Source organism: Bradyrhizobium nivariense (assembly GCF_029846695.2).
Lineage (GTDB): Bacteria > Pseudomonadota > Alphaproteobacteria > Rhizobiales > Xanthobacteraceae > Bradyrhizobium.
Genome location: NZ_JARWCR020000036.1, coordinates 60,907 through 87,836 on the forward strand (window position 1 = coordinate 60,907; position 26,930 = coordinate 87,836).

Below are 26,930 nucleotides of genomic sequence, written 5' to 3' on the forward strand. Positions count from 1 at the left end.
CCTTAACCGGATATCGCCTCCCCGGCAATAGATTGCCCAGATTTTGAGCTAAATCACTGAAGTCATTAGTTAATTCTCCCGCCCAAAAGTCTCCATCTTTCGCGCCCCGCAGCCTTTCGGAGCCTAATCATGCAGCCTTCGTGCCGGCTTTTTCTGTGACTCCCATCACATTTGTATTTCCTGCGAATCCGGGTAGCTTTTTCAACGACTTGCAGGGGGTGGCGCGCGGCTGGGAGCGTGCCGGTCGGCCCCCGGCCAAATTCCCGCGACCAGGTATTTCATGAGCTTTCAATATTTTGCCGGCGCCGCCTGCCGGGCGCTGACGGCGCGGAAGGACGGCCCCTCGCTTTACGACGTCTGCGATCCCGTATTGTCTGTGGCGGCCAGCGGCGATCCGCATCTGGCCAAGTTCTACAAGACCGCGCTCGGCAATCCCGCATTGCGGGTGCTGCTCCGCCGCGCAGGCCTGCCCGAGCTGCGCAACGAAGCCAAACTGGCCCGGCTGCGCGAGGCGCTGGTTCGCGCCCGCGACGAGGCCGAGCCCGATTGGGCGGCGGTCGGCCAGCCCGTCGCCGATCTCGTCGACAGCATCGCGCTGGATCATCCCAAGCCGCCGCCAGCCATGTTCACCGGCTCCATGCCGCAACAATCGCAGATCGACGGCGTGATCCGCGACTGCGCGCAGCATCTGCTCGGCTCGTACCGCAAGAACGGTTTCCTCCCGACCTACGCCGCGTTCAACCTGATCGGCGATCCCGATTTCCGCGGGCGCGAGCTGACCATGGCGCTCACGGGCCTCAACGCGCGCGGCTACAAGAACTCGTCGCTGCTGTTCAACCTCGCCCGTGTCTTCATCGCGCGATCGCCGGCGCGCGCGGTCGTCAATCCGCCCTGGCGAGGGGTTGCCGAACCGATGTGGGAGCCGGTGCAGATCCGCCACCGCTCGGCTTATTACGATGCGTTCTTCATCGAGGCGCTGTTGAGTTATGTCGAGACCGGGCTCGCCTCGGCCGCCGACAAGATTGCGGCGGAGCGCGCGGTCACCGACATGGTCGATTTCTGCGTCAACATCAGCCGCGAGGAAGTGGAAGGCATCGACGGCGCGCGGTTCAACGTCATCACCGCGCTCGCGCCAGCGCCGCATCCGCGCTTCTCACGCTACTTCGCCCAGATCAAGCAGGACCTCGGTTTCGGCGTCTACGTACCGGATTGCGACACCACGGCGTGCTCGATCTCCGCGGCAACGCAGGCCGGCTGCACCGATCCGATCCTCGACCAGCCGCTGCTGGATTTCTACGCCGGCTATCAGGTGCGCGCCGGCGTCAACGAGCCGCGCGTGACCGTGCCGATCAACGAGAATATCGACTACGAGGGCGGGGTCGCGACCTGGATCGACAACCTCAAAGGCGAGCGGCCCTACGGCAACGATCTCGATCCGACGCTCAATCTCGACATTCTCGAGGTCAGCTTCCGCAACCTCGCGCGCTGGAAGGTATTAGAGACGCCGGCGCGGCTTGCCACCGTTCATCGCATCATCGGCTTCCAGAAGCGGCTCGCCGCAAGCGGCGCCTTCGCCAATCCGCGCTCGCACATCTATTATCTGCCGGAACTCTACAGCGCCTATTTCGGCCGCTGCTACGCGGCGTTCCTGGCGCTGCCGCTGGCGGCGCAGGCCGCGATCGATCCCGACGGCGATTTCGACTTCATCCGCCACCGCGTGCTCTCTTACGTCAAGGGCGAGCTGATGGCCGCCGAAATGAACGTGTTCGACGCGGCACTGGCGCTGATCGCGCTCGGCCATCTCGGCGCCGACCCGCGCGCCTTTGCGCCGGCGCTGAACGTGATCGTCGGCGCCATCGGCGAAGGCGGCCGCCGCGGCCCGTTCCGCGCCTATGAATGGAACAAGATGAAGACGCCGACGCGGATCCTGGTGGGCGGTCCGGAGGTCACGTCGGCGTTCGTGCTGATGGGGCTGGCGGTGGCGAAGCGGGCGATGGCGGGGCGCGGGTAAGATGGTCTCATCCCCCGGCTCGATGACAGTAAGTTGAAAGCCCAACTGTCAGGCATATGCTGGCCGGGCGGACAAAAGCCGACCACAATTGCGGGGTTTATCGCCATTTTCATCAGACGCGGACCGGCATGTTGCGAAAACTCCTGATTGCGCTGTCATTGGTCGCCTTATCCTTGCCCGGCTTGCCGTCGCCGGCTGAGGCCGCCGACATCACCGGCACGGCAAAGGTCCGCGACGGCGATTCCGTCTTGATCGGCAACACAAGGATCCGGCTCGGCGGCATCGATGCGCCGTCGTCCGATCAGCTCTGCCTCAACACCAAGGACGAGCGCTGGACCTGCGGCATCGCGGCGCGCGACGAGCTCGCCAAATACACCGAGGGCAAGAGCTGGGTCTGCCATGCAAGGTCGACCGACCGGCGCGGCCGCACCGTGGCGCGCTGCGAGGTCGGCGGCGAGGACATCCAGAAATGGCTGGTGCGGAGCGGCTGGGCGCTGTCCTACACCCGCGTCTCGCACGACTATGACGCCGATGAGGCCGCCGCGCGGGAGGCAAAAGCCGGGATGTGGCAGGGCGCCTTCATCGCGCCCTGGGACTGGCGCGTACGCAACAAGAAGACCACGATATTGGGCGCGATCAAGCCGCCCGACGGCGCGCATTCGGTGCTGCTCGCCTCGGCCTCGGGGCCGGTTGCGCCCTCGCCCGACTGCACCATCAAGGGCAACGTCAACAGCGCCGGCGAGTGCATCTACCACCAGCCAAACAGCCGCTGGTACACCCAGATCAAGATGAAGATCAGCAAGGGTACCCGCTGGTTCTGCTCGGTCGAGGACGCCGAAGCCGCGGGCTGCCGCGAGACGAAGCGATAACCCACTTCAGACCTGCATTTTCCGTGCTTTTCTTGGACGCCTCCACCGCGTAGAAACGCAGTCGTCTACCCTCCAGAGCGTCTTCACGACACAAGGACCAACAGCAATGACCGTTCGCGCGGGCCGGGAATTTCTGGCCATCCCCGGGCCCACCACGATGCCCGACGAGGTGCTGCAGGCGATGCACCGTCCGGCGATCGACATCTACTCCAAACAGATGACCGATCTGACCGAGAGCCTGCTCCGCGATATCTCGAACCTGTTTGCGACCAAGGGCAAGTCCTACATCTACATCGCCAACGGCCACGGCGCCTGGGAAGCGGCGCTGAGCAACGTGCTGTCGCGCGGCGACAAGGTGCTGGTGCTGGAGAGCGGGCGCTTCGCGATCGGCTGGGGCCATGCGGCGGCGCTGATGGGCGCCGAGGTCGAGGTGCTCAAGGGCGACTGGCGCCGCGCGGTACGGCCGCACGAGGTCGAGGAGCGCCTGCGCCGCGACAAGGAGCACACCATCAAGGCGGTCGTCGTCGTCCAGGTCGATACGGCCTCGGGCGTGCAGAACGACATCGAGGGCATCGGCAAGGCGATCAAGGCGAGTGGCCATCCCGCGCTGTACATGGTCGACACCGTGGCGTCGCTCGGCTGCATGCCGTTCGAGATGGACAAATGGGGCATCGACGTCGCGATGTCCGGCTCGCAAAAAGGCCTGATGACGCCGCCCGGCCTCGGCTTCGTCGCCGCCAACGCGCGCGCGCTCGAGGTGCAGAAGAAGGCCAACATGAGCACGCCCTATTGGAGCTGGAGCGAGCGCGAGGGCACCGAGCACTATCGCAAATATGCCGGCACCGCGCCGGTGCATCTGCTGTTCGCGCTGCGCCAGGCCATCGACCTCCTGCACGAGGAGGGGCTGGAGAACGCCTTCCGCCGCCACAGCCTGCTCGGCGAGGCGGCGCGCCGCGCGGTCGGCGCATGGTCGGAAGGCCAGGTGCTCGGCTTCAACGTCGCCGAAGCCAGCGAACGCTCCAACACCGTGACCACGGTGACCATGAGCAACGGCCACGATCCCGCAATCCTGCAACGCTATTGCAAGGAGAAGTGCGGCGTGGTGCTCGGCACCGGCATCGGCGATCTCTCGGGACAGGCCTTCCGCATCGCCCATATGGGCCATGTCAACGCCCCGATGCTGCTCGGCACGTTAGGGGTGATCGAGATCGGGCTGAACGCACTGAAGATTCCGCACGGCAAGGGCGGGCTCGAGGCCGCGGTCGCGTATCTCGGCGAAGAGGTGGCGGTGTAGTATCCGCGGTCGTCCCGGCGAAAGCCGGGACCCATACCGCGTGATCTATCGACAGAGCGCGGTCGTAGTACCGAAGACCGTTTTACTGCGAGTCTTCGCCAAACTCCTCCCTGGGGTTATGGGTCCCGGCCTTCGCCGGGACGACCCGGTTGTTTTAACCGATACGCTTCAACCTGCGCCTTCAGCTCATTCAGTGATGTGAGCGGCGCCTTCGGATCGACCCGATACTCCCCACCCACCAGCCACGACAACACCTTCGCGTCCACCACCGGCGAATGGTGGATGACGTCGCCGTAGTTGTCGAGGTCGTGCGTCACTTCCTTGATCGTCCGAAAATCGTACAGGCGCACATTGGGAAACTGTGTCAGGCGCTGCGCAATGACAGCCGTGAGGTCGTAAACGATCTTCAGCGTCGCAGGCGAGGCATCGCGCATCGCGACGAATTGCAGGATCGAATAGGGCGGGAAGTAGATGTCGAAGGTCACGTCCGGATGGCGCGTGATCAGGCCGACGGCATCGCGCTCGAAGTGCCGCACCATAGCCTCGTAGCCATAGCCGTCGCCGAGAAAGCGGCTGCGTACGGGACTGGTGATGTAGGCGAAGGCCGCGAGCGTCTTCTCTGCGTTGTAGCCACGCGCGACGTCGAAATCGCGCGGCAGCGCGTAGATGTCGTCGACGTCGGACAGCGCAAACTTGACGGGGAGAAAGGGCGACGCGCGGGACAACGGCCCTCGCAACGGTGGAACCGACCGCAGCAGAGCGAACAGGGATTCCTTCGCCATCGCCGCGCTGAACAGATAGGACGCGATGCCCTTGGCCGTCCCGCGATAGAGATCGACGGACAGAAAGGGATCCGACTCGATGTCTGCCGCATCGACGAAGATAAAATCGTCCATCGCCCAGATCACCCGCCTCGCGCCGCGGTCGATCGCGTGCTCCAGCACAAAGCCCTGCTGACGCGAATTGGACCCGGTCATCGCCAGCTTGAGCGAGTGCACGCCGAGCGCACGGTCGATGTCGCTCTGACGGAAATGGATCGCGAGCGAGGTGCCCATGAATGCGGCGTCGAACGACTGGCTGCGGATCAGCCCGGCATTCTGCACGCGCGTATCGTCGGAATAGAACGGCGCGACGACACGCGAGGGCCGAAACAGTTGCAGGGGATCGATGACGTAGGTGAGCGCAGCCGCCCCCAGCACGCACGCGATGCTCGCGAGGAGAAGACGCCTTGGATGTGTGAACGCGCCTCGCATCAGAACCGGAAATAGATGAATTCGCTGTGGCTCTGGATGCCCAAAATCCCGAACGCAAGCACCAGCGACGCGCCATACAGGACCAAAGGCCGCATCCGTCCGGCCATCAAGCGCTCGCCGACCCTGCGATTGGCGTGGTCGTATCCCATGAGTCCTTGCGTGTTCGGCGCCAGCCACACCAGCGCAGCATAGATCGATACCTGCACCAGCGCCGCGATCTCCTCGCGGCCGAAGGCGATGTTCGCGGGATCGGCCATGGCGTGGAGAACCCGCAGCGCCCAATCGACCCGCTCGGCCCGGAAAAACACCCAGGCGACGACGACGGCAAGGAAAGTCAGCACGGCCCCGGCGATACGGACCGGGCGCGCAAGGAGCGTCGGAATGTCAGGCACCAGCGCGTTGAAGGCGTGATTGACGCAGAGATAGGCGCCATGCAGCGCGCCCCAGACGACGAACGTCCAGGCCGCGCCGTGCCAGAGCCCGCCCAGCAGCATCGTGAGCATCAAATTGACATAGCGCAGCACGCGGCCGCGCCTGTTGCCCCCGAGCGGGATGTAGAGATAGTCGCGCAGGAAGTGCGACAGCGTCATGTGCCAGCGCCGCCAGAACTCGACGATGCTGGCAGCCTTGTAGGGCGAGTTGAAATTGACCGGCAGGAAGATGCCGAACATCAGCGATATCCCGATCGCCATGTCGGAATAGCCGGAGAAGTCGAAATAAAGCTGGAACGTGTAGGCGAGCGCACCGAGCCAGGCCTGGTCGAAGCTCGGCGAACGCGCCTCGAAGGCCAGCGCGACCAGCGGCTGGATGCCGTCGGCAAGGCACGTCTTCTTGAACAGGCCGATCGCGAAGATGATGAGGCCGCACAAGATCAGATGCGGATGCGGATGCTTCGTTTCCTTCCGCTCGAATTGCGGGATCATGTCCTTGTGGTGAAGGATTGGCCCCGCGATCAGATGCGGAAAGTATGTCACGAACAGCGCGTAGTGCGGCAGCGCGTAAGCCGCGACCTGGCCGCGATAAGCATCGACCAGGAACGCAATCTGGGTGAACGTGTAGAAGGAGATGCCGACCGGCAGCAGGAAGTGGACCGCGAAGTGCGTCCCGGCTAGCGCGTTGATGTTGTCGGCGGCGAAGCCGGCATATTTGAAGAGGCCAAGCACCAGGAGATCGCCGGCGACGCCGAGGGCAAGTGCCGCCCGGCGCTGCGAGGGAGCGAGCTCCGCCGCAATCAGGAGATAGCCGACGCCATAGTTGAAGGCGATCGACACCAGCAGCAGGGCCACGAACTGCCAGTTGCCGATGGCGTAGAACGCCAGCGAGGCGGCCGCGAGCCAGATCACCGGGGCCAGATTGCTGCGTCGCCCGAGCCAGAAATAGCCAGCCAGCGCAGCCGGCAGGAACAGCAGGATGAACGGGTAGGAATTGAACAGCATCAGGCTGGACCGGCGGCGGGGACATGGTCCCTAAAGCATACAAGCCGGGCCCCAACAACCCCGCGACTTGGCGCAGCGGCGCTGGCAATTCGCGGAATCGAGACGATATAAGACAGTGCGTAGCTTTCTTCTCCCTCTCCCCGTTCTTACGGGGAGAGGGTTGGGGTGAGGGGCCTCTCTCCGCGCAGGAGATCGTCGACGGACCTGTACCCCCTCATCCGGATCGCAAGTGCGATCCGACCTCTCCCCGCAAGCGGGGAGAGGTAAAGAAGGAGCGCCGCACGAACGTGACACGCAACGAGGATCGAGTGACACAAGCCAAAACGCCTTCCCAGCCGCCCGTCGCCCCGCGCCGGCCGCATTCCTTCACGCGGCACGGGATTACCGTGACCGACGACTATGCCTGGCTGAAGGACGAGAAATGGCAGGAGGTGCTGCGCGATCCCGCGGTGCTCGATCCCGACATCCGCAAATATCTCGACGAAGAGAATGGCTACACCGAGAGCTTGCTCGGCCATACCGCAGCCCTCCAGAAGACGCTGGTGCGCGAGATGCGGGGTCGGATCAAGGAGGATGATTCCAGCGTGCCGTCGCCGGACGGTCCCTTCGCCTATTTCCGCAAGTTCCGCGAAGGCGGCCAGCACGAGCTGTTCGGCCGCATGCCGCGCGATGGCGGCGAGGGCCATATCGTGCTCGACGGCGATGCGCTCGCCAAGGACCACACATATTTCAAATTCGGCGGCAGCCGGCACTCGAATGACCACAAGCTGCAGGCCTGGAGCGCCGACACCAAGGGCTCGGAATATTTCTCCATCCGCGTGCGCGACTGGGCGACCGGAAGGGATCTTGACGACGTCGTCGAGGAGACCGACGGCGGCGTGGTCTGGAGCAAGGACGCGACGTCGTTCTTCTATGTGAAGCTCGACGACAATCATCGCCCCATGCAGGTGTGGCGGCATAAGCTCGGCACCAGGCAGGCCGACGACACGCTGGTCTACGAGGAGCAGGATTCCGGCTGGTTCACCCATCTGCACGAGAGTACCAGCGGCCGCTTCTGCGTGATCGCGGGCGGCGATCACGAGACCTCCGAGCAGCGGCTGATCGATCTCGGTAACCCCGAAGCGCCGCCGCGCCTGGTCGCGGCGCGCGAGGAAGGCGTGCAATATTCGCTCGCCGACCGCGGCGACGAGCTCTTCATTCTCACCAATGCCGACGACGCCATCGACTTCAAGATCGTCAGCGCACCGCTTAGCGTTCCCGAGCGCAAGAACTGGCGCGATTTGATCCCGTATCGTCCCGGCATCTACATCATCGACCTCGATCTCTATGCCGGCCATCTGGTGTGGCTGGAGCGCGCCAACGCGTTGCCGTCCATCGTGATCCGCGACCTCGCCTCGAACGAGGAACACGCCATCGCATTTGATGAAGCGGCCTACTCGCTGGATACGATGGGCTCCTACGAGTTCGACACGACGACGCTGCGCTTTGCCTACTCGTCGATGACCACGCCGTCGGAAGTCTATGACTACGACATGGCCAGCCGCACCCGCACCCTGCGCAAGCGCCAGGAGATCCCGTCGGGCCACAATGCGAGCGACTACGTCACGACCCGCATCATGGCAAAGGCGCAGGACGGCGCCGAGGTGCCGGTGTCGATCCTTCATCGCCGCGGGCTCAAGCTCGACGGCGCGGCGCCACTGCTGCTCTACGGCTACGGCTCCTACGGCATGGCGATGCCGGCCTCGTTCAGCGCCAACCGGCTGTCGCTGGTCGATCGCGGCTTCGTCTACGCCATCGCCCATATCCGCGGCGGCGCCGACAAGGGCTGGGGCTGGTACCTCGACGGCAAGCGCGAGAAGAAGACCAATTCGTTCGACGACTTCTCAGCCAGCGCCCGCGCGCTGATCGATGCGAAGTACACCCGCGCAACGCGCATCGTCGGCCACGGCGGCTCGGCCGGCGGCATGCTGATGGGCGCGGTCGCCAACCGTGCCGGCGAATTGTTCGCCGGCATCGTCGCCGAAGTGCCGTTCGTCGACGTGCTCAACACCATGCTCGACGACACGCTGCCGCTGACGCCGCCGGAATGGCCGGAATGGGGCAACCCGATCGAGAGCGAGACCGATTTCCGCACCATCCTGTCATACTCGCCATACGACAATGTCGCGGCGAAAGACTATCCCGCGATCCTGGCGATGGGCGGGTTGACTGACCCGCGAGTCACTTACTGGGAGCCCGCCAAATGGATCGCGCGCCTGCGCGCGACCATGAGCGGCGGCGGCCCGGTGTTGCTGCGCACCAACATGGGCGCCGGCCACGGCGGCGCCTCGGGGCGCTTCAACCGGCTGGATGAAGTCGCGATCGTCTATGCGTTCGCGCTGTGGGCGGTTGGGATGGCGGAGACTGGGGTGTAGGCGCTCATATGCCTCCCCATCGTCGTCCTGGCGAAAGCCAGGACCCATACAGCGTGATCTATCCGATAAAGGTCGGTGCCAGTACCGCGCGAAAACACGACGACTCCGAGTCTTCGCCAAACTATTCCCTGGGGTTATGGGTCCCGGCCTTCGCCGGGACGACATCAAGCCGCCTCACACCGCGCCGTGCGCCTCCACGTAGAGCGCATACACCGAGTGGCTGCTGGCCATATAGAGACGGTTGTTCTTGGGGCCGCCGAAGCAGAGGTTGGCGCAGCGTTCGGGCAGCTTGATGAAGGCGAGCGGCTTGCCGTCCGCGTTGAACACCATCACGCCGTCGAGATCTTCGGGCTTGCCCTTGAGCTGAAACACCTTGCGGCCGCCGATGTCGGTCGGCTCCGATTGCAGCGCGCCGTTGGAGCCCCAGCCGCACCAGAGATTGCCGTCGCGATCGACGCGAAAACCGTCGAGCGAGGCCTGGTCGGCGGCGTCGATCAGCTTGGTCTTGCCGCTGAGGCTGCCATCGTCGCCGACATTGTAGCTCCAGATGCTGCGGTTGGGCGTCCCCTTCCACTCGACGATGTAGAGCTTCTTCTCGTCCGGCGAGAAGGCGAGGCCGTTCGGATTGATGAGGTCGGTGAGGACCGCGCTGATCTTGCCGTCCTTGGTGATGCGGTAGACGTTAGTGGTGGCCTGCTCGGCTTTCTCCTTCTTGCCCTCCCACTCGCCGTTGATGCCGAACAGCGGATCGGTGAACCAGATGCTGTCGTCGGATTTCACCACGATGTCGTTCGGCGCGTTCAGCCGCTTGCCGTCGAACTTGTCGGCGAGCACGGTGATCTTGCCGTCCTTCTCGGTACGGGTGATGCGGCGGGTGACGGAGTGCTCGCAGCTGACGAGGCGGCCCTGGCGGTCGCGCGCATTGCCATTGGCGTAGTTGGCGTTGGCGCGGAACACGCTGGTCTGCCCGGTCTTCTCGTCGAACTTCATGATCCGGTTGTTGGGAATGTCCGAGAACAGCAGATAGCCGCCTTCGGGGAAATAGGCGGGCCCTTCGGCCCAGCGCATGCCGGTCGCGACCTGCTCGAGCGTCGAGGAATAGAGCCGGTATTTTCCAAAGCCCGGATCGAGGATCTGGATGGCCGGGTCCGGGTAGCGCTGGTTCGGCGTGAACGGAAACGACTGGGCGCCGGCGGCGCGGGCGAGACACGTGGAAGCCGCCGCCACGCCAGCGCCGGCCAACAGATTGCGTCGTGTGAAATTCATAAGCGTCCTCCCTGGGTGAATTAAGGCCGGCGCTTGGTGCGGCCGGCCTGTTTCTTGATATGACTTGGTGCCGGCGCGTGGGCCTTACCGGCCGTTCGCCTTCCGCCATGCGGCGAAGTCGGTAAGCGTCTGCGGATCCGTCGCCGGATAGAGACCAAAAATGCCGCGGCCCTTGTTGACTTCCTCGGTGACGAAGTCCTCGAACGCGGTCATCTCGAAGGTTTCGTTGGCGATCTCGTCGGCCAGATGCGCGGGGATCACGATCACGCCGTCGCTGTCGCCGAGAATGACGTCGCCGGGAAACACCGGCGCATCACCGCAGCCGATCGGGACGTTGATCTCGATCGCATGATGCAGCGTCAAATTGGTCGGCGCGCTCGGGCGGTGGTGGTAGGCGGGGATACCGAGCTTGGCGATCTCGGCTGAATCGCGAAAACCGCCGTCGGTGACGACACCGGCGACACCGCGCTTCATCAAGCGGGTGACCAGGATCGCACCGGCTGACGCCGCGCGCGCGTCCTTGCGGCTGTCCATCACCAGCACGCTGCCTGCCGGACAATCCTCGACCGCCTTGCGCTGCGGATGCGAGCGGTCCTTGAAGACGTCGATGGTGTTGAGATCCTCGCGCGCCGGCATGTAGCGCAGCGTGAAGGCCTCACCAACCATGGTCGGCTGATCGGCACCGAGCGGGTGCACATCCTGGATCATCTGGATGCGCAGGCCGCGCTTGAACAAGGCGGTGGCGACCGTGGCGGTGGAGACGGATTTGAGCTTGTTGCGGGTGGCTTCGGTGAGTTTGGTCATTTGGTGCTCTCTAGTAAATCGACGGCTCGCCGATCGGCGCGCCGAAATCGGTCTCGAGGAAGTCGAAGTCGCAGCCATCATTGGCCTGCTTGATGTGCTTGGTGAACATCCAGCCATAGCCGCGCTCGAAGCGGCGCTCCGGCGGCTTCCAGGCGGCGCGGCGCTTTTCCAGTTCGGCCTCCGACACATCGAGATTGATGGTGCGGGCGGCGACATCGAGCGTGATGCGATCTCCGTTCCGCACCAGCGCCAGCGGACCGCCAACATAGGATTCGGGGGCGACGTGCAAAATGCAGGCGCCATAGCTGGTGCCGCTCATACGCGCATCCGAGATCCGCACCATGTCGCGCACGCCCTGCTTCACAAGCTTGGTCGGGATCGGCAGCATGCCCCATTCCGGCATGCCCGGTCCGCCCTGCGGTCCCGCATTGCGCAGGATCAGGATGTGGTCCTCGGTGACGTCGAGATCGGGATCGTCGACCGCCTTCTTCATCGCGGGATAGTCGTCGAACACCAGGGCAGGCCCGGTGTGCTTGAGGAACCGCGGGGCGCAGGCGGAGGGCTTGATGACGCAGCCGTCTGGCGCGAGATTGCCCTTGAGCACGGCGAGCGCGCCTTCCTTGTAGATGGGATTGTCGATCGAGCGGATCACGTCGTCATTGTGAACCTCGGCTCCCTCGATGTTCTCGCCGAGAGTCTTGCCGGTGACCGTGATGCAATCGAGATGCAGGTGCGGCTTGATCTGGCCCATCAGCGCCGGCAGGCCGCCGGCATAGAAGAAGTCCTCCATCAGATAGGCATCGCCACTCGGCCGCACGTTGGCGATGACGGGCACCTTGCGGCTCGCAATCTCGAAATCGTCGAGGCCGATGTCGAGACCGGCGCGGCGAGCCTGCGCGATCAGATGGATGATCGCATTGGTCGAGCAGCCCATCGCCATCGCCACGGCGATGGCGTTCTCGAAAGCCTTGCGGGTCTGGATCGTCTTCGGCGTCAGATCTTCCCAGACCATTTCGACGATCCGTCGGCCGCATTCAGAGGCCATGCGGATATGGTTGGCGTCCGCGGCGGGAATCGAGGAGGCGCCCGGCAGCGTCATGCCGATCGCCTCGGCAATCGCGGTCATGGTGGAAGCCGTGCCCATGGTCATGCAGGTGCCGTAGCTGCGCGCGATGCCGGCTTCGATGTCGAGCCAGTCCTTGTCGGAGATTTTTCCGGCGCGCCGCTCGTCCCAGTATTTCCAGCCGTCCGAGCCCGAGCCGAGCGTTTTGCCCTTCCAGTTGCCGCGCAGCATCGGGCCTGCGGGCAGATAGATCGCCGGAATGTTCATCGAGGTGGCGCCGAGGAGCAGTGCCGGCGTGGTCTTGTCGCAGCCGCCCATCAGCACCACGCCGTCGACGGGATGGCTGCGCAGCAGCTCCTCCGCGTCCATCGCCAGCAGATTGCGATAGAGCATGGTGGTCGGCTTCAACAACGATTCCGACAGCGACAGTGCCGGCAACTCCAGCGGCAGGCCGCCGGCCATCAGGATGCCGCGCTTGACGTCGTCGACGCGCGATTTGAAATGCATGTGGCAGGGCTGCGCGTCCGACCAGGTGTTGAGGATCGCGATGATCGGGCGGTCCTTCCACTCCTCCGGCGCGTAGCCCATCTGCATGGTGCGGGAGCGGTGGCCGAACGAACGGAGATCATCGGGCGCGAACCAGCGCGCGCTACGGAGCTGGTCGGGCGATATTTTCTTCTTGGTCATGATTGGGTGCCCCATTTCTGCACGGTGTTCCGCTCGATGGCGCGGAAGATCAGGTTCTCGACAAAAAGCCCGATGATAATCACCGTCAAGAGGCCTGCGAAGACCGCAGGTATGTCGAGGAGGTTGCGGTTCTCGAAGATGAACCAGCCGAGCCCGCCCTGCCCCGAGGAGACGCCGAACACCAGCTCAGCCGCGATCAGCGTGCGCCAGGCAAAGGCCCAGCCGATCTTCAGGCCGGTGAGGATCGAGCCGAATGCCGCGGGAATAAGGATCTTCGCCACATAAGGCAGCCCGCGCAGACCGTAATTCCGCCCGACCATGCGCAGCGTGTTCGAGACACTCTTGAAGCCGGAATGGGTATTGAGCGCGACCGGCCACAGCACCGAATGGATCAGCACGAAGACGAGGCTGCCGTTACCGAGACCGAACCAGATCAAGGCGAGCGGCAGCAGCGCGATCGCCGGCAACGGATTGAACATCGCCGTCACCGTCTCGAGGAAGTCGGTGCCGATGCGGGTGGAGATCGCGAGCACGGTGAAGATCGCGGCGAGCACGATGCCCGCCGAATAGCCCATGAACAGCACCTTCAGCGAGGCCCAGGCCCGCATCGGAATCGTGCCGTCCTTCACGCGGTCGAACAGCGTGATGACGGTGTCGTGCAGTGTCGGAAACAGGAGCGGATTGTCGAGCGTGAGGCCGTAGGCTTCCCAGACCGCGGCCAGGAACAGGATGATGACGGTCTTGCGAACAAGACCGTCGTTCCACAACAGCTCAAGCACGCTCAGCTTGCGCTCGACCTCGGTTGCGCCGCCGGCGACCGGCGCGTCACGCAGCAATATTCTGGCTTCGCCCATGGCGGCTCCTTCAATGCGCCGTTGCTTCGGAGGCGAACAGGAGATCGTGGATCTCCTTCTCCAGCCGGCCGGCGCTGCCATCCTCATTGGAGACCTTGTCGACGTCGACCACCTCGGCCTTGACGCGGCCGGGATGGGGCGACAGCAGCAGGATGCGGTTGCCGATCCGGATCGCCTCGGCGATCGAATGCGTCACGAACAGCACGGTGAACTTGGTCTCGCTCCAGAGCTGGAGCAACTCGTCCTGGCAGGTTCGGCGCGTCAGTGCATCGAGCGCGGCGAACGGCTCGTCCATCAGCAAAATATCCGGCTCCATCGCCATGCCGCGCGCGATCGCGACGCGCTGCTTCATGCCGCCGGACAGCGTGTGCGGATAGGCCTCGACCACGCGTGTCAGGCCGACCTTCTCGATATAGGCGCGCGCGCGGGCCTCGGCGTCCTTGCGCGACAGTTTTCGCGCGGTGAGCAGCGGAAACATCACGTTGCCAAGCACGCTCTTCCAGGGCAGGAGCTGGTCGAACTCCTGGAAGATCATCATGCGGTCGGCGCCGGGACCTCGAATCTCGCGGTCGTTGATGGTCATTCGGCCTTCGCTCGGCGCCATGTAGCCGCCGACGGCCTTGAGCAGGGTCGACTTGCCGCAGCCGGACGGCCCGAGCAGCACGAAGCGATCGGACTTGTCGACGGTGAAGCTCACTCTTTCCGTGGCGGTGACGACGGCACTGGAGGTTTTGTAGCGCAGCGTCACGGAGCTGACGTCGAGCAGCGCCATCAGTTGCCCTTCAGATCGTGCGCGACGGGAAGATAATAGTCGGTCCAGGCCTTGGGCTGAGTCTTCAGCGTGCCGGTCTTGAACAGATGGGCGGCGAATTTCATCGTGCCCTGCGGCTCGAGATTCCACTCCATCATGCCGGGCTCCCTAAGCAGGTCGAGCAGCTCTTCCACCGAGGTCTTGTCGCCGGTGATCTCCTTGTAGATCTCGACCGCCTGTTTGGTGTCACTGCGAATCAGATCCTGCGCCTCCTTGGTGGCGTCGCGCACGGCCTGGATGATTTTCGGATTGGCATCGGCGAACTTCGTCGTGGTGAAGAACTGCGCCTGGCTCAGCGGGCCGCCCATCACGTCCGGCGAGCTCAGCACGACATGCGCGCCCGGCACGTTCTTCAGCTCCAGGAAGGTGAAGGGCGGGATCGAGAAGTGGGTGTGCACCTCGTGCTTGGAATTGGACAGCGCTGCATAGGCGTCGGGATGGCCTAGCTGCACGGTGTTGACGTCGAGCTTCGCCCACTGGTCGGCGCCGAAAGCCTCGGCGGCGGCGATCTGGAGCACGATCGCCTGGGTCGAGACTTTCACGGTCGGCACAGCGATCTTGTCGCTGGGGCCAAAATCCTTGATCGACTTGATGTCGGCGTCGCGGCTGATCAGCGTCATCGGCTGCGCCGAGGTCGCGACGATGCCCTTGACGCCGCCGCGGGTGCGGTCCCACAGCAGCAGCAGATTGCCCGTGCCGGTGTTGAGAATGTCGACGCCACCTGCGAGCAGCGCATCGGTCTGCGCGCCGCCGCCGGAGAAGGTGATCCATTTGGTGGTGACACCGGAGACGCCGAGAGAAGCTGCGTGCTTCTCGATCAGCTTCTGCTTCTCCATGATGTGGCTCGGCATGTAGAAAATGCCGGGCTGCCGCGACAGTGCGATCTCGGACTTCTGCTGCGCCTTCGCGGGCGAGGCCGACAGCGCCGTTGCGGCGATCAGGGCGACGGCTGCGAGGCCACACTGCAATTGCTTGATCATTGTTGTTCGTTTCCTCCGGCCGCCATTGACGAGCGATCCGACTGATGCACTAATGCATTAGTGCATCAAAGGCAAGGCCGCCGGAGCTCTTCGCATGGAAACAGCCCAACCCGCGTCCCGCGCGGCCGCCCGCCCCGGCGCGCGGCTCGACCGGGCCCGGCAGGCGGCACCGCAAGTGTTCGAGCGGCTGCGCAACGCCATTCTTGCGCTCGAACTGCCGCCGGGCTCGCCGCTGTCGCGCACCGACCTCGCCGCGCAATTCGGCGTCAGCTCGACGCCGATCCGCGATGCCTTGATGCGGTTGGAGGAAGAAGGGCTGGTCGACGTGTTTCCGCAGCACGCGACCGTCGTCAGCCGGGTCGATGTCGGCCGCGCCGAGCAGGCCCATTTCCTTCGTCAGGCGCTGGAGCTCGAAATCGTCCGGCTGCTCGCGGAGCAGCATGACGACGCCCTGGTCATCCGCCTCGACCAGACGATCGCGCTTCAGCAGCAATTCGCCAAGGCCGGAGACTTCGAGAGCTTCATCGCTGGCGACAATGATTTTCACGCGCAGCTTTATGCCGCTTCCGGCAAGCAGGATCTCTGGACGCTGGTGCGCAGCCGCAGCGGACATATCGACCGGCTACGCCGGCTGCACCTGCCCTCACCCGGCAAGGCCCAGAACATCGTCCGCCACCACAAGCTGATCACGCGCGCGATCGAGGCCGGGGACGCCGATGCCGCGCAACAGCATCTGCGCAAGCACCTGTCGGGCACGCTGAGCGAGCTCGACAAGATCCGAAGCCACTATCCCGAGTACCTCACCGATTAAAAGCGCAATGAGATCAGGATGAATCATCATCGCGCTTTAGGTTGTTGTTTGAGCATGATCTTTTCGGAAACCCGCTTCGCACTTTTCCGGATCATGCTTTGGGCGCGGCGGTTCGCCGCTCCGGCTCGCGATACTCGGAATTGGCAACCTTGCGGCGGTCCATCGGACCGCTCCGCAGCTTGACGAAGAAGGCCTGGACCTCGGCGGCAAGACGCTCGGCCGCCCCCGAAACCTGGTTCGCCGCCCCCATCACGTTGTCGGCCGAGCGGTTGGTTTCCGAGATCGCGCCGGAGACGGTGACAATGCTGGTGGCGAGCGTCTGTGTTCCCGACGCCGCCATCTGGACGTTCTGAGAGATTTCCCGCGTCGCCGCGCCCTGCTGCTCCACGGCGCTGGCGATCGCCGCCGTCACCTCGTCGATCCGGCGCATCGCGGTTGCGACCTCCTTGACGGAGGCAACTGCGCTGCCGGTCGAATTCTGGATCGCGGCGATGTGCTGGCTGATCTCCTGCGTCGCATTGCGGGTCTGATCGGCCAGCGCCTTGACCTCGGACGCCACCACGGAAAAACCGCGGCCGGCTTCGCCGGCGCGCGCCGCCTCGATCGTGGCGTTGAGCGCCAGCAGGTTGGTCTGGGCGGCGATCGCCTCGATCAAGTCGACGACGGAGCTGATCCTCTGGCCCGCCTGGGCGAGGCCCTCGATCTCGACCTCGGAGCGCGCGGTCACGTCGCCCGCCAACCGCACGGTCGCGTTCGACAATTCAATCTGCCGGCCGATCTCGACGATGGAGCTCGCGAGCTCTTCCGCCGCCGCGGCCACAGTCTGGACGTTGGCGGCAGTCTGCTCGGAGGCGTTCGCCGCGGAAGCCGCCTGGCTGGTCGCCTCGTTCGCGATGCCGCTCAGGCCCTGTGCGGTGATCCGCATGGTGCCGGCATTCTCGCCGACCAATGCGAGAAGATCGTGCGAGGTCACGCGGAATTCCTCCACCGCATGCTCCACATTGCGGTTGGCCGCCTCGCGCGCTTCGGCCTCACGCGCGAGATTCGCCGCCGCCTGCTGCTGGGCGATGACGTTGTCGCGGAATTTCGCCACCGCCTGGGAGACGATTCCGATCTCGTCACCGCGCTGCGCCGTCCTGAATTCGACGCTGGTATCGCCGCTGGACAGCCGCGCCGAATCGGCCACCAGCTCGACGATCGGACCCGTGATGGAGCGGGCCACCAGGATGGCGATCGCCGTCCCGAGCGCAAGCCCTGCGGCGAGCAGGATCCATTGCAGCAGGAGCAGCTTCTCGACCTCGTCGGCCACGCTGCGGGCGTCCTCCGCGAGCTTCGACTGCTGGTCGCTCTTCAGGCCGCCCGCGCGCTTGCCCTCGGCGTCTTTCCTGCCGTCGAGGAGATCGAGGATCCGTGCCGCGCGGGGAGCCGCCTCGGTGGACAAGAGGAAGACCGGCGCGTTCCATTGCGGCGTCTGGCGGATCGCGAAAATCTTCCCCGGCAGCGGCGCGAAGGCCTCGTTGGCCTTGACGATGGCCTGATAGGCGGTCCCCTGCGTGGGAGTGAGCAGCTCCTCCTGCATCCCGACCGAGGCGAGCGCGGCCCGGAAGGTCGCGAGCGGCTTCTCGAACTTGTCGCGGTCGGCGGCTTCACCCGAGGCCACGTAGAGCCGCAGTTGCGATCCCGCCGCGGCGAGATTGCCGCGGACGTCTGCGAAGGTCTTGAGCAGGCGCTTGCGTTGCGGCGTCGCGTCCAGCTTCTCCTCCTCGTCGATCATCGCGGTGATCTCGGCGAACATCGTCGCGATCAGCGGCGCGGCCTCCTTCGCCAGGAGTTCGCTCGCCGGATAGGCCGCCGGGGTGAAGGCGACCAGCTCGGCCCTGTCCTGGGCCTGGCGGAATCCCGCGATCAGCGCCCTCGCCTCGCGCCAATTGGATTGGTTCTGCGGGCTGGAAAATCCCTCGGCCATGTGGTCGACCGCGGCCGCGGTGCGATCGAGCTCGGCCCAGACCGCCGCGCGGTCGCGCTTTGCCTGCGCGTCGCCGGTCAGGAGGTAGCCGCGCAGCGTCGAGAGCGTGGAGTAGAGATTGCCGACCAGCTCGGTGCTCGCGATCGCGACCGGCGCCCGTTGTTGCACGACCTGGTTGATGCGCGAGGACACGTCGGAGACGACGGAGACCGTATAGATCACGGTCGCCGCGAGCAGGATGCAGATCAGCGCGAAGCCGCCGAGCAGCCGGGTGCGAATTCCGGTATCCGCCATCGATTTGAACATTGGGATCTCGTCCTGATATCGGCTGATCGGCCGGTTTCGCTGGGTGCCCAAACGTGAGCGATGCGACGCCTTGACAATTGACTGCTGAAACTGACGGCAATTCTAATCGATGAGCTTTTAATTCTCGGTGAAACTCCGGTTCCGTGCAACTACGGCGAGAAATATAGTTCCGCCGTCTTTCCGGAGATGGCGTAAGATCTTACGCCATGCGCTCAAGGTCTTGTGCACGAAGGCATGCATATGGAAGCATCAGTGGAATCGGTTGTGGCGGCCAACCCTCGCACCGGTCGCGAAGTGCTTGCAGGCTGGGCAGAATCCGCGCAACCATTTCGTGCTCGATGGCTTTGATTTGCGGTCGCCGGAAGACGTCCCACCCGGCCCGGAGGATTCCAGACGTGGCCAACATCCTGATCGTGGATGACGATCCGGCCGTCCAGCTCACGATCCGGCTGCTCCTGGAGAGGGCCGGTCATCACGTGACGGTCGCCGGCGACGGCCGCACGGGGCTCGCGCTGTTCGAGACCAATCAATTCGACCTGCTGTTTCTCGACATCTTCATGCCCGGCATGGACGGGCTGGAGACCATGCGCCACATCCGGGCGCAACAGGCGGCCATTCCGATCATTGTCATTTCCGGCCGCTCGATCACGCTTGACGCCCATGCGGAGCCGGATTTTCTAAGGATGGCGACCAAGCTCGGTGCGTTGGCGAGCCTGCAGAAGCCGTTCAGAGCCGAGGCGCTGCTCGCCGCGGTCGACGGCTGCCTGGACGCGGGCAAGCCGGAGGGGCCCGATGTCAGCACCAGTAGCCGATGATGAGGACGCCCGTTCTGTTCCAGACCAGAACAGGCGCGGCGCCTCGAGAAGCGGTGCGAACATCCCCATGACGCTCACCACGCGGCTGGCCATCGCGATGATCCTGCTGGTGGCGGTGACCGTGGCCGCAGTCGGCTGGCTGGGCTATCGCAACACCACCCAAGCCGTCATTCCGCGAGTCCTGGAACGCATCGAAGCCCAGTCACGCCTGCGGGCGACCAATCTTGAATCCTACGTTGCCGGAGCTCGCGGCGATTTGGCGGGCTATCGCTCCGCTGCGGCCATCAATGGCCTGATCCGCGCTCACCTCGGCGGAGGCATCGACGCCCTTGACGGCGTTTCGGAGCAAACCTGGCGCGACCGCATCGCTGCGCGGCTCGCGGCCGAGATCGAGGCCAAACCCCGCTACGGACAGTTCCGAATCATCGGTCTCGACGACGACCAGCGCGAGCTGGTCCGCGTCGATCGCTCCGGCCCGAATAGAGCGGCACGGATCGTCCCCAACAGCGAACTGGAGCGCAAGAGCGAGCGAACCTATTTTCAGGAAACAATTCGACTGGCGCCGGGCGAAATCTACGTTTCGCCGATCGATCTCGCCACCCGCCAGGGAGGGACCACGGTCTTTCACACGCCGACTTTGCGAGTCGCGACGCCGCTGTTCACACAGGACGGCAAGCCGTTCGGTATCATCATCGCCAATATCGACATGCGTCCGGCACTCGACGGCGTCCGCTCGGCCGCGGGCTCAGGGGGAGAGGTTTACGTCGTGAACTCGCGCGGCGATTATCTCGTCCATCCCGATCGCGCGCGAGAATTCGGCTCATTGCGAGGCCACCCCACCAACTGGCGCAATGACTTTCCATTTTTTGCAACCCTGGTTGGCACGGTGGAGGGATCCACGCAGCTTCTGACCGACGGGTCGGGCCGGCCGAGCGGCGCGGCGATCGCGCCGGCGCTGCTTGCGGGCAAGGAATGGGTCGCAATCATCGAGACAGTTCCCCCGTCCGTGTTCGCCCGCGTGCCGGCGGCCATCCAAAAGACCTCCCTGCTCGTCGGCGTGCTTGCCGTCCTCGCCGCGGCTTCGCTCGCGGTGCTTCTGGCGCGCTCATTGACGCGTCCGATCGGACGTCTGACCGCGGCGGTGGAGGCGATCGGAAGCGGACGGCCCGCCGACATTCCCGTCGATGCCAGCGGCGAGACCGGCGTGCTGGCGCGGGCCTTTGCCCGGATGGTCGAAGAGACGCGAGCGAAGACGGCCGCTCTCGAACGCGAGGTCGAGGAGCATCGCCGCACCGAGGCCGCGCGAAGCCATCATGAAGCGCGCGAGCGCTTGTTCAGCGCCGCGGTCGAATCCTCCGACGATGCGATCGTGATGCAATCGCTCGATGCTATCATCACCGGCTGGAATCCCGCCGCCGAACGCCTCTATGGCCATTCGGCCAACGAGGCCATCGGAAAATCCACCTCGATCATTGTCCCGCCCGACCGTCGCGAGCAGGGCAAGGACATTCTACGGCGGATCGCCCGGGGCGAGCCGATCGAGCGCTTCGAGACGGTGCGCCTGCGCAAGGACGGCACGCCGGTGGAGATCTCGCTCAGCCTCTCCCCGATCCGGGGGCCGTCGGGTGAGATCATCGGCGTCTCCGGGTCGGCCCGCAGCCTGACCGAGGCGCGACGGACCGAGCGGGCGCTGCAGCAGCAGCTCGAGGAACGACGACAGATCTTCGAGACCTCGCAGGATCTGATCATGGTGATGGACGCGCACGGCCATATCGCGCAGATCAGTCCGAGCAGCGAGGTCATTCTCGGCTACCGGCCCGAGCAGATGATCGGCCGCAGCGGCGCCGATTTCATTCATCCCGACCATCTCGACCAATCGCGCGGCGAGATGCGCGCGATGCGGCGCGGCGAACGTCCCAAGCTCGCCGACACCCGCTGTTTGCACAAGAACGGCCACGAGGTCTGGCTGTCCTGGCTCGGCAACTGGTCCGCCCAGGCCAAGCGCTTCTTCTTCGTCGGGCGCGACATGACCGAGGCCCGGCTCGCGCAGGAATCCCTGCGCGAGAGTGAGCGGCTCGCCCGCAACATCGTCGAGACCTCGCTCGACGCCTTCGTCCAGACCGACGAGACCAGCTGCATCCTGAACTGGAGCTCGCGGGCCGAACAGCTGTTCGGCTGGCGGCGCGACGAGGCGCTGGGCAAGAATGCGGTCGATCTGATCGTCGCGGAGGGTGAGCGCAGGAGGGTCAATGCCGGCCTCGCGCGTTTCGTCGAGTCCGCGGACGGCCGGACGCTCAACCGCCGCCGCGAGCTGATGGTTCGCCGCCGCGACGGTAAGGAGTTCAAGGCCGAGCTGAGCGTCACGGCGCTGCGGCGCCGCGAGGGCATCCTGTTCAACGTGTTCTACCGCGACCTTACCGACAAGATCGCGGCCGAGGAGCGCATCCGCCATGCCGAGAAGATGGAGGCGGTCGGCCAGCTCACCGGCGGCGTGGCGCACGACTTCAACAACATCCTCACCGTCATCACCGGCACGATCGAGATCCTGGCCGACGCTGTAGCCAAGGAGCCGGAGCTTGCAGCGATCACGAAGATGATCGACGAGGCCGCCGGGCGTGGCGCCGAGCTGACGCAGCATCTGCTGGCGTTTGCGCGCAAGCAGCCGCTCCAGCCGCGCGAGATCGATATCAACTCGCTGATCATCGACACTGCGAAGCTGTTGCGGCCGACGCTGGGCGAGCAGATCCAGATCGAGTCCGTGTTCGAGGCGGAGAGCTGCGTCGCGATCGTCGATCCCAACCAGCTTACCACCGCGATGCTCAACCTCGCGCTCAACGCCCGCGACGCCATGCCCCGCGGCGGCAAGCTGATCGTGGAGACGGGCGCCGCTTATCTCGACGAGGTCTATGCCAGCGTCAACGACGTCCGGCCAGGCCACTACGTGCTGATCGCCGTGAGCGACACCGGCACCGGAATTCCCGCCAACATGCTGGCCAGGGTATTCGACCCTTTCTTCACCTCGAAGGGACCAGGCAAGGGCACCGGCCTCGGGCTTTCGATGGTCTACGGCTTCATCAAGCAGTCCGCCGGCCATATCAAGATCTACAGCGAGGAAGGTCACGGCACCACGATCAAGATGTACCTGCCGCCCGGCAAGACGCCGACGGTGGTCGGCGAGGGCGTGACGCCGGCGACGATCGAGGGCGGACACGAGACGATCCTGGTGGTCGAGGACGACCGGCTGGTGCGCGACTACGTGCTGGCGCAGCTGCATTCGCTGGGTTACGTCACCTTGCAGGCGGCGAACGCCGCGGAGGCGCTCGCAATCGTCGCCGCCGGAAAACCGTTCGACCTCCTGTTCACGGACATCATCATGCCCGGCAGGATGAACGGACGGCAGCTCGCCGACGAACTCCAGAGGACGCGTCCCGATCTCAGGGTGGTCTACACGTCCGGCTATACCGAGAACGCGATCATCCATCACGGTCGGCTGGATTCCGGCGTTCTGCTGCTGGCGAAGCCCTATCGCAAATCGGATCTGGCGCGGATCATCCGCAAGGCGTTGAACGGGTAAGGCGAACCCGTAGCCCGGATGAGCGAAGCGACATCCGGGACTCTGCGGCAGCGTTCCCGGGTATCGCTTCGCTCACCCGGGCTACGAAAACTCTACCGAAAGACTTACGACGCGCGCTGGGCCGCGGTCATCACGATGCGGATCAGGTCGGCGGCATTGCGCGCACCGAGCTTCTTCATGATGTTGGCGCGGTGGTCCTCGATGGTGCGCGGGCTGATGCCGAGCGTGCGACCGGCTTCCTTGTTGGAGGCACCGGCGGCGAACTGCTCGAGCACCTCGCGCTCCCTGCGCGTCAACGGCTCGCGTCCGGGGAAATGCAGCGAGCCGAATTTCGGCGCCGCGTTCTCCGCCTGCCTGCGTGCATAGGCCCCGATCGCCTCGTCGAGCCGGCCGACGATCTCGCTGCCGCGGAACGGCTTCTCGATGAAGTCGAGCGCGCCGCTCTTGATGGCGCCCACCGCCATCGCGATGTCGCCCTGCCCGGAGATCATGAAGATCGGCGCCGGATAGTCCTCGCCGTGCAACTCCTTCAGAATGTCGAGACCTCCCTTGCCGGGAATATGCACATCGAGCAGGATCGCCGCAGGTGTGCGGTTTCGCGCGACGGAGAGCAATGCTGCGCCGTCCGCAAAACAGATCACCTCATAGCCCGCCGCCTTCAACACCATCGACAAGGTGTCGCGAACGGCAGCGTCGTCGTCGACCACGAAGATTTCACCGCGAGAGCTTTGTTCGGCCATGTGCCACACATCCGGTTGGCATGAAGGACTCGCGTCCGCGCCAACCGTTATGGCGTTCGGCGCGGATTCGGCCCACCCGTATTTGTACGGGACATGGACTTAACGCACAAGTAGCGGCAACGCGCCTAATTGCAGAGGACGGAGAATATCCATGCTAAATTTGGCCGGTACGCCGCCTCTGGTCGCAATGCCCGAAGTCGAGAGCCGTGAGCTGATTGCGGCTGACCTTCGCGTGCTGATCTCGCAGATCGAGACCAGCATGCGCCGGATCGCCACAGCCATGGATCAAGAACACGGCAGCGATCCGGAAGGTTCCGCCGACGTCTTCGTACTCGACGACGTCACGCCTCGGTATGCCACGGCGTGCGCCGCCCTCGACGCCTGCAGGGCGGGCCTCGGCCACGCCCTGGAATGCCTGTCGGAAGCTGGCAGCGCGCTGTAGGTCGCGATCGGTGCGGCCGCGGCCGCATCGCATCGCATGGCAGCCCCGCAGCTCAGGCGCGGTGCAGTTCCACGATCGCGTCGGTGGCGACACCACCCCAGGTGTGGATCGCCGGCAGGCCCATCGCGGTCTTGCCGAGATTGGCGAGGCTGATGCGCAACGCCGCCAGATCCAGCGGCTTGGGCAGGCTCTGGAGCCCGATCCCGACGGAACGCGCGAAGCTGCGAGCGGCGCTGCGGCGCTTGCCGTCCATGCCGCTGATGACGATCACGGCGCCGGCAAATTTCGCCTTTGCCATCTCGCCCAGCACGTCGATGCCGTCGCCATCCTCCAGCACGAGATCGAGTGTCACGCAGTCGAAGCGCGCGGTGCGGAGCTTTTCGATCGCTTCCGCCACGGACGGCGCCACGGTGACTTCATGGCCGGCCTGTCTGGCCGCGACCGTGATCAGGCTGCGCTGCGTGGCGTCGTCATCGACCACCAGAAGCTGAAATGCGCGCCGCTCGGCGCCGCCGGGCAGGTTTGACGGGAGGGGGGAGAGAGGGCTTCTGGGCATTACCGTATCCTGAGATTGAGACCGGCAATGGATACACGGTTCGCGCTTAGGCGACGTAAAGTCGCTACGGCAAATTCAGTTGGATGTTTCAGCAAATATGAACCAACGACTTAAGCAAACGGCGACGAGACGCACGTGACGATCACGCCGCCTCGTCACGGCCACCGGCCGCGCCGCGCTTCTTCCGGTTCTTGCCGCGCAGGAACTGGATGTCCATTTCGAGGCCGTTGACGCGCACCAGCTCGCAGCGGCGGTAGGCGAGGCCGGTGGACGACAGCAACAGGAAGAACTCCTTCAGATTCAGGCCCTGAATCGAACCTTCCACCGTGAGGATGGCGTCGGTGTCGGAGATCGCGTTGAGCTTGCAGTCGCGGCGCCAGGTGCCATCGATGGCCATGATGCAGACATCATAGCCACGACTGAACGTCACGCGTTCCGCGCCCTTGCCATCCTCGGCCATGCCTATCGTCCTGCCATGACCGCCATGCGCGGCGCTGCGCCGGCGAGAGCCGGCCTGGCGGCTGCGACACGCGGATCGTTCGGCTTGTAGAGACCGCGCCGCTCCGGAATCGGCCTGAACGTGTCGGTCAATCCGACCACGGTTTCGGCCGCGCCGAGCACCAGGAAGCCGTCTCCCTCGATCTGGCGTGCCAGGCGGTTGAAGATGTTGATCTTGGTGTCCTGGTCGAAATAGATCAGCACGTTGCGGCAGAAGATGACGTCGAAGGTGCCGAGCTGGGCGAAATCATGCAGCAAATTGAGCTGCCGGTGCTGGATCATCGCCCGCAGCTCGGGATTGATCTGCCAGGTCTCGCCGGTCTGCTTGAAATATTTCATCAGCATCTGGATCGGCAGGCCGCGCTGCACTTCGAACTGGCTGTAGATGCCGGCCTTGGCCTTCTCGAGCACCTCCTGCGACAGGTCGGTCGCGATGATCTCGACGCGCCAGCCGGTCAGGGCCGCACCCATCTCCTTCAGGCTCATCGCCAGCGAATAGGGCTCCTGCCCGGTCGAGCCGGCGGCGCACCAGATGCGCACGCTGCGGCGGCCGGCGCGGGCCTTGATGATCTCCGGCATGATGGTGTCGCGGAAATGATCGAACGGGACCTTGTCGCGGAAGAAGAAGGTCTCGTTGGTGGTCATCGCCTCGACCACGCTGGTGACGAGTGCGCCCGAGCCAGCGCCTTGCAGCTTCTGCACGAGTTCGCCGATGCCGGAGAGCCCGGCCTTGCGGGCGAGCGGCAGCAGCCGGCTTTCAATCAGATATTGCTTGTCTGCGGACAGATCGAGCCCGGAATGATCCCTCAGGAACTTACGCAGATACTCATACTCGGTCGGGGTCACTGATAGCCTCTCGGAAGCTGTACTGGGAACACTCTGGCTGGAACACTCCGCCAGACACTCAGACCATGGCCTGTCCGACCGGGATCAGGCCGACTTCAGCAAATTTGTCGGCGATGATGTCTTTGTCGAAGGGCTTCATGATGTACTCGTTGGCGCCGCCGCTGAGCGCCTGAGCAATATGAGCCACGTTGTTTTCGGTGGTGCAGAACACGACCTTGGGCTGGTCGCCGCCGGGCAGGCGGCGCATGTGGCCCATGAACTCGAAGCCGTCCATCACCGGCATGTTCCAGTCGAGCAGCACCGCGTCGGGCAGCTTGCGCTGGCAGACCTCGAGGGCTTTGGATCCGTCCTCGGCCTCGGTGACTTCGAATTCCAGGCCTTCCAGGATCCGGCGCGCGATCTTGCGCACGACGCTGGAATCATCGACCACCAAACACGTCTTCATTTTGGTTCTCCGGCTTCGATGTTTTTGGGACTCACGCAGCCATCTGCACTTCGGTCTTGAGTTCGAGGACGCGATCGACGTCGAGGACGACCATGAGCTGACCGTCGAGGCGGTGGACGCCGCCGGCGAGCTTGGCCATGCGGGGATCGAGGTTGACGGGGTTTTCCTCCATGCCGTCCTCGGCAAGCC

22 protein-coding genes and 1 pseudogene are annotated in these 26,930 nt (G+C 64.6%); 8 read left to right on the forward strand and 15 right to left on the reverse strand.

Annotation, left to right across the window (positions count from 1 at the left end):
• Positions 1-280 precede the first annotated feature (280 nt).
• From QCM77_RS26315 to QCM77_RS26325, 3 genes are all read left to right on the forward strand, one after another.
• Positions 281-2,011, forward strand: coding sequence for a hypothetical protein (locus QCM77_RS26315; protein WP_279685503.1), 1,731 nt, complete (start codon positions 281-283; stop codon positions 2,009-2,011).
• A 128-nt stretch (positions 2,012-2,139) separates the two neighbouring features.
• Complete coding sequence (locus tag QCM77_RS26320) at positions 2,140-2,880, forward strand: thermonuclease family protein (RefSeq protein WP_279685505.1); 741 nt, start codon at positions 2,140-2,142, stop codon at positions 2,878-2,880.
• A 106-nt stretch (positions 2,881-2,986) separates the two neighbouring features.
• Positions 2,987-4,174, forward strand: coding sequence for a pyridoxal-phosphate-dependent aminotransferase family protein (locus tag QCM77_RS26325; RefSeq protein WP_279666943.1), 1,188 nt, complete (start codon positions 2,987-2,989; stop codon positions 4,172-4,174).
• A gap of 116 nt (positions 4,175-4,290) precedes the next feature.
• Here QCM77_RS26325 and QCM77_RS26330 read toward each other — a convergent pair whose 3' ends face one another.
• Together QCM77_RS26330 and QCM77_RS26335 are read right to left on the reverse strand one after the other, a co-directional pair.
• Positions 4,291-5,427 (reverse strand): hypothetical protein, encoded by a 1,137-nt coding sequence (locus QCM77_RS26330; protein ID WP_279685506.1) that lies wholly within the window; start codon positions 5,425-5,427, stop codon positions 4,291-4,293.
• Positions 5,427-6,863, reverse strand: coding sequence for an MBOAT family O-acyltransferase (locus QCM77_RS26335; RefSeq protein ID WP_279685508.1), 1,437 nt, complete (start codon positions 6,861-6,863; stop codon positions 5,427-5,429). The genes QCM77_RS26330 and QCM77_RS26335 overlap by 1 nt, the downstream gene beginning before the upstream one ends.
• 308 nt (positions 6,864-7,171) lie before the next feature.
• On the opposite strand from QCM77_RS26335, the gene QCM77_RS26340 reads away from it, so the two are divergent.
• Positions 7,172-9,277 (forward strand): S9 family peptidase, encoded by a 2,106-nt coding sequence (locus tag QCM77_RS26340; RefSeq protein WP_279685509.1) that lies wholly within the window; start codon positions 7,172-7,174, stop codon positions 9,275-9,277.
• Positions 9,278-9,451: 174 nt separating this feature from the next.
• Here the strand turns inward: QCM77_RS26340 and QCM77_RS26345 are convergent, their stop codons facing one another.
• The 6 genes from QCM77_RS26345 to QCM77_RS26370 all read right to left on the reverse strand — a co-directional run bounded on the left by QCM77_RS26345 (position 9,452) and on the right by QCM77_RS26370 (position 15,742).
• Positions 9,452-10,543 (reverse strand): SMP-30/gluconolactonase/LRE family protein, encoded by a 1,092-nt coding sequence (locus QCM77_RS26345; protein WP_279685510.1) that lies wholly within the window; start codon positions 10,541-10,543, stop codon positions 9,452-9,454.
• Between the two features lie 84 nt (positions 10,544-10,627).
• Entirely contained in the window at positions 10,628-11,347 is a 720-nt protein-coding gene (locus QCM77_RS26350; RefSeq protein ID WP_279685511.1) for a ribonuclease activity regulator RraA, read from the reverse strand.
• 10 nt (positions 11,348-11,357) lie between these two features.
• Complete coding sequence (gene araD, locus QCM77_RS26355) at positions 11,358-13,097, reverse strand: L-arabinonate dehydratase (protein ID WP_279685513.1); 1,740 nt, start codon at positions 13,095-13,097, stop codon at positions 11,358-11,360.
• Positions 13,094-13,951: an ABC transporter permease gene (locus tag QCM77_RS26360; protein WP_279666936.1), complete on the reverse strand. Its 858-nt coding sequence runs from the start codon at positions 13,949-13,951 to the stop codon at positions 13,094-13,096. Before QCM77_RS26360 ends, araD begins: the two co-directional genes overlap by 4 nt.
• 10 nt (positions 13,952-13,961) lie before the next feature.
• A complete protein-coding gene (locus QCM77_RS26365) occupies positions 13,962-14,723 on the reverse strand; it encodes an ABC transporter ATP-binding protein (RefSeq protein WP_279685514.1) in 762 nt (253 codons plus the stop codon).
• Positions 14,723-15,742, reverse strand: coding sequence for an ABC transporter substrate-binding protein (locus QCM77_RS26370; protein ID WP_279685515.1), 1,020 nt, complete (start codon positions 15,740-15,742; stop codon positions 14,723-14,725). Before QCM77_RS26370 ends, QCM77_RS26365 begins: the two co-directional genes overlap by 1 nt.
• 94 nt (positions 15,743-15,836) lie before the next feature.
• Here QCM77_RS26370 and QCM77_RS26375 point away from each other — a divergent pair, with 94 nt between their 5' ends.
• Complete coding sequence (locus QCM77_RS26375) at positions 15,837-16,553, forward strand: GntR family transcriptional regulator (protein ID WP_279685516.1); 717 nt, start codon at positions 15,837-15,839, stop codon at positions 16,551-16,553.
• A 91-nt stretch (positions 16,554-16,644) separates the two neighbouring features.
• On the opposite strand, the gene QCM77_RS26380 is transcribed toward QCM77_RS26375, so the two are convergent.
• Positions 16,645-18,825 carry a methyl-accepting chemotaxis protein gene (locus tag QCM77_RS26380; RefSeq protein WP_279685518.1) on the reverse strand — a complete coding sequence of 727 codons (2,181 nt, stop codon included), beginning with the start codon at positions 18,823-18,825 and terminating at the stop codon, positions 16,645-16,647.
• Positions 18,826-19,220: 395 nt separating this feature from the next.
• Between QCM77_RS26380 and QCM77_RS26385 the strand changes: the two genes are divergently transcribed.
• Positions 19,221-19,640: a response regulator gene (locus QCM77_RS26385; protein ID WP_279685520.1), complete on the forward strand. Its 420-nt coding sequence runs from the start codon at positions 19,221-19,223 to the stop codon at positions 19,638-19,640.
• The gene (locus tag QCM77_RS26390) at positions 19,618-23,214 is read left to right on the forward strand and encodes a PAS domain S-box protein (protein WP_279685522.1); all 3,597 of its coding nucleotides are present in this window, start codon (positions 19,618-19,620) and stop codon (positions 23,212-23,214) included. The genes QCM77_RS26385 and QCM77_RS26390 overlap by 23 nt, the downstream gene beginning before the upstream one ends.
• Before the next feature lie 104 nt (positions 23,215-23,318).
• Here the strand turns inward: QCM77_RS26390 and QCM77_RS26395 are convergent, their stop codons facing one another.
• Complete coding sequence (locus tag QCM77_RS26395; RefSeq protein WP_279666929.1) at positions 23,319-23,954, reverse strand: response regulator transcription factor; 636 nt, start codon at positions 23,952-23,954, stop codon at positions 23,319-23,321.
• A 151-nt stretch (positions 23,955-24,105) separates the two neighbouring features.
• On the opposite strand from QCM77_RS26395, the gene QCM77_RS26400 reads away from it, so the two are divergent.
• On the forward strand, positions 24,106-24,396 hold the full coding sequence (locus tag QCM77_RS26400) for a hypothetical protein (protein WP_279685524.1): 291 nt from the start codon (positions 24,106-24,108) through the stop codon (positions 24,394-24,396).
• A 52-nt stretch (positions 24,397-24,448) separates the two neighbouring features.
• Here the strand turns inward: QCM77_RS26400 and QCM77_RS26405 are convergent, their stop codons facing one another.
• From QCM77_RS26405 to QCM77_RS26425, 5 genes and pseudogenes are all read right to left on the reverse strand, one after another.
• On the reverse strand, positions 24,449-24,952 hold the full coding sequence (locus tag QCM77_RS26405; RefSeq protein WP_279666927.1) for a response regulator: 504 nt from the start codon (positions 24,950-24,952) through the stop codon (positions 24,449-24,451).
• Positions 24,953-25,094: 142 nt separating this feature from the next.
• Positions 25,095-25,412: a PilZ domain-containing protein gene (locus tag QCM77_RS26410; RefSeq protein WP_279666926.1), complete on the reverse strand. Its 318-nt coding sequence runs from the start codon at positions 25,410-25,412 to the stop codon at positions 25,095-25,097.
• 2 nt (positions 25,413-25,414) lie between these two features.
• Positions 25,415-26,296 carry a CheR family methyltransferase gene (locus QCM77_RS26415; RefSeq protein WP_279685526.1) on the reverse strand — a complete coding sequence of 294 codons (882 nt, stop codon included), beginning with the start codon at positions 26,294-26,296 and terminating at the stop codon, positions 25,415-25,417.
• Positions 26,297-26,354: 58 nt separating this feature from the next.
• The gene (locus QCM77_RS26420; protein WP_027568377.1) at positions 26,355-26,741 is read right to left on the reverse strand and encodes a response regulator; all 387 of its coding nucleotides are present in this window, start codon (positions 26,739-26,741) and stop codon (positions 26,355-26,357) included.
• A gap of 31 nt (positions 26,742-26,772) precedes the next feature.
• A pseudogene (locus QCM77_RS26425) lies at positions 26,773-26,930 on the reverse strand (chemotaxis protein CheW); the annotation flags it as partial.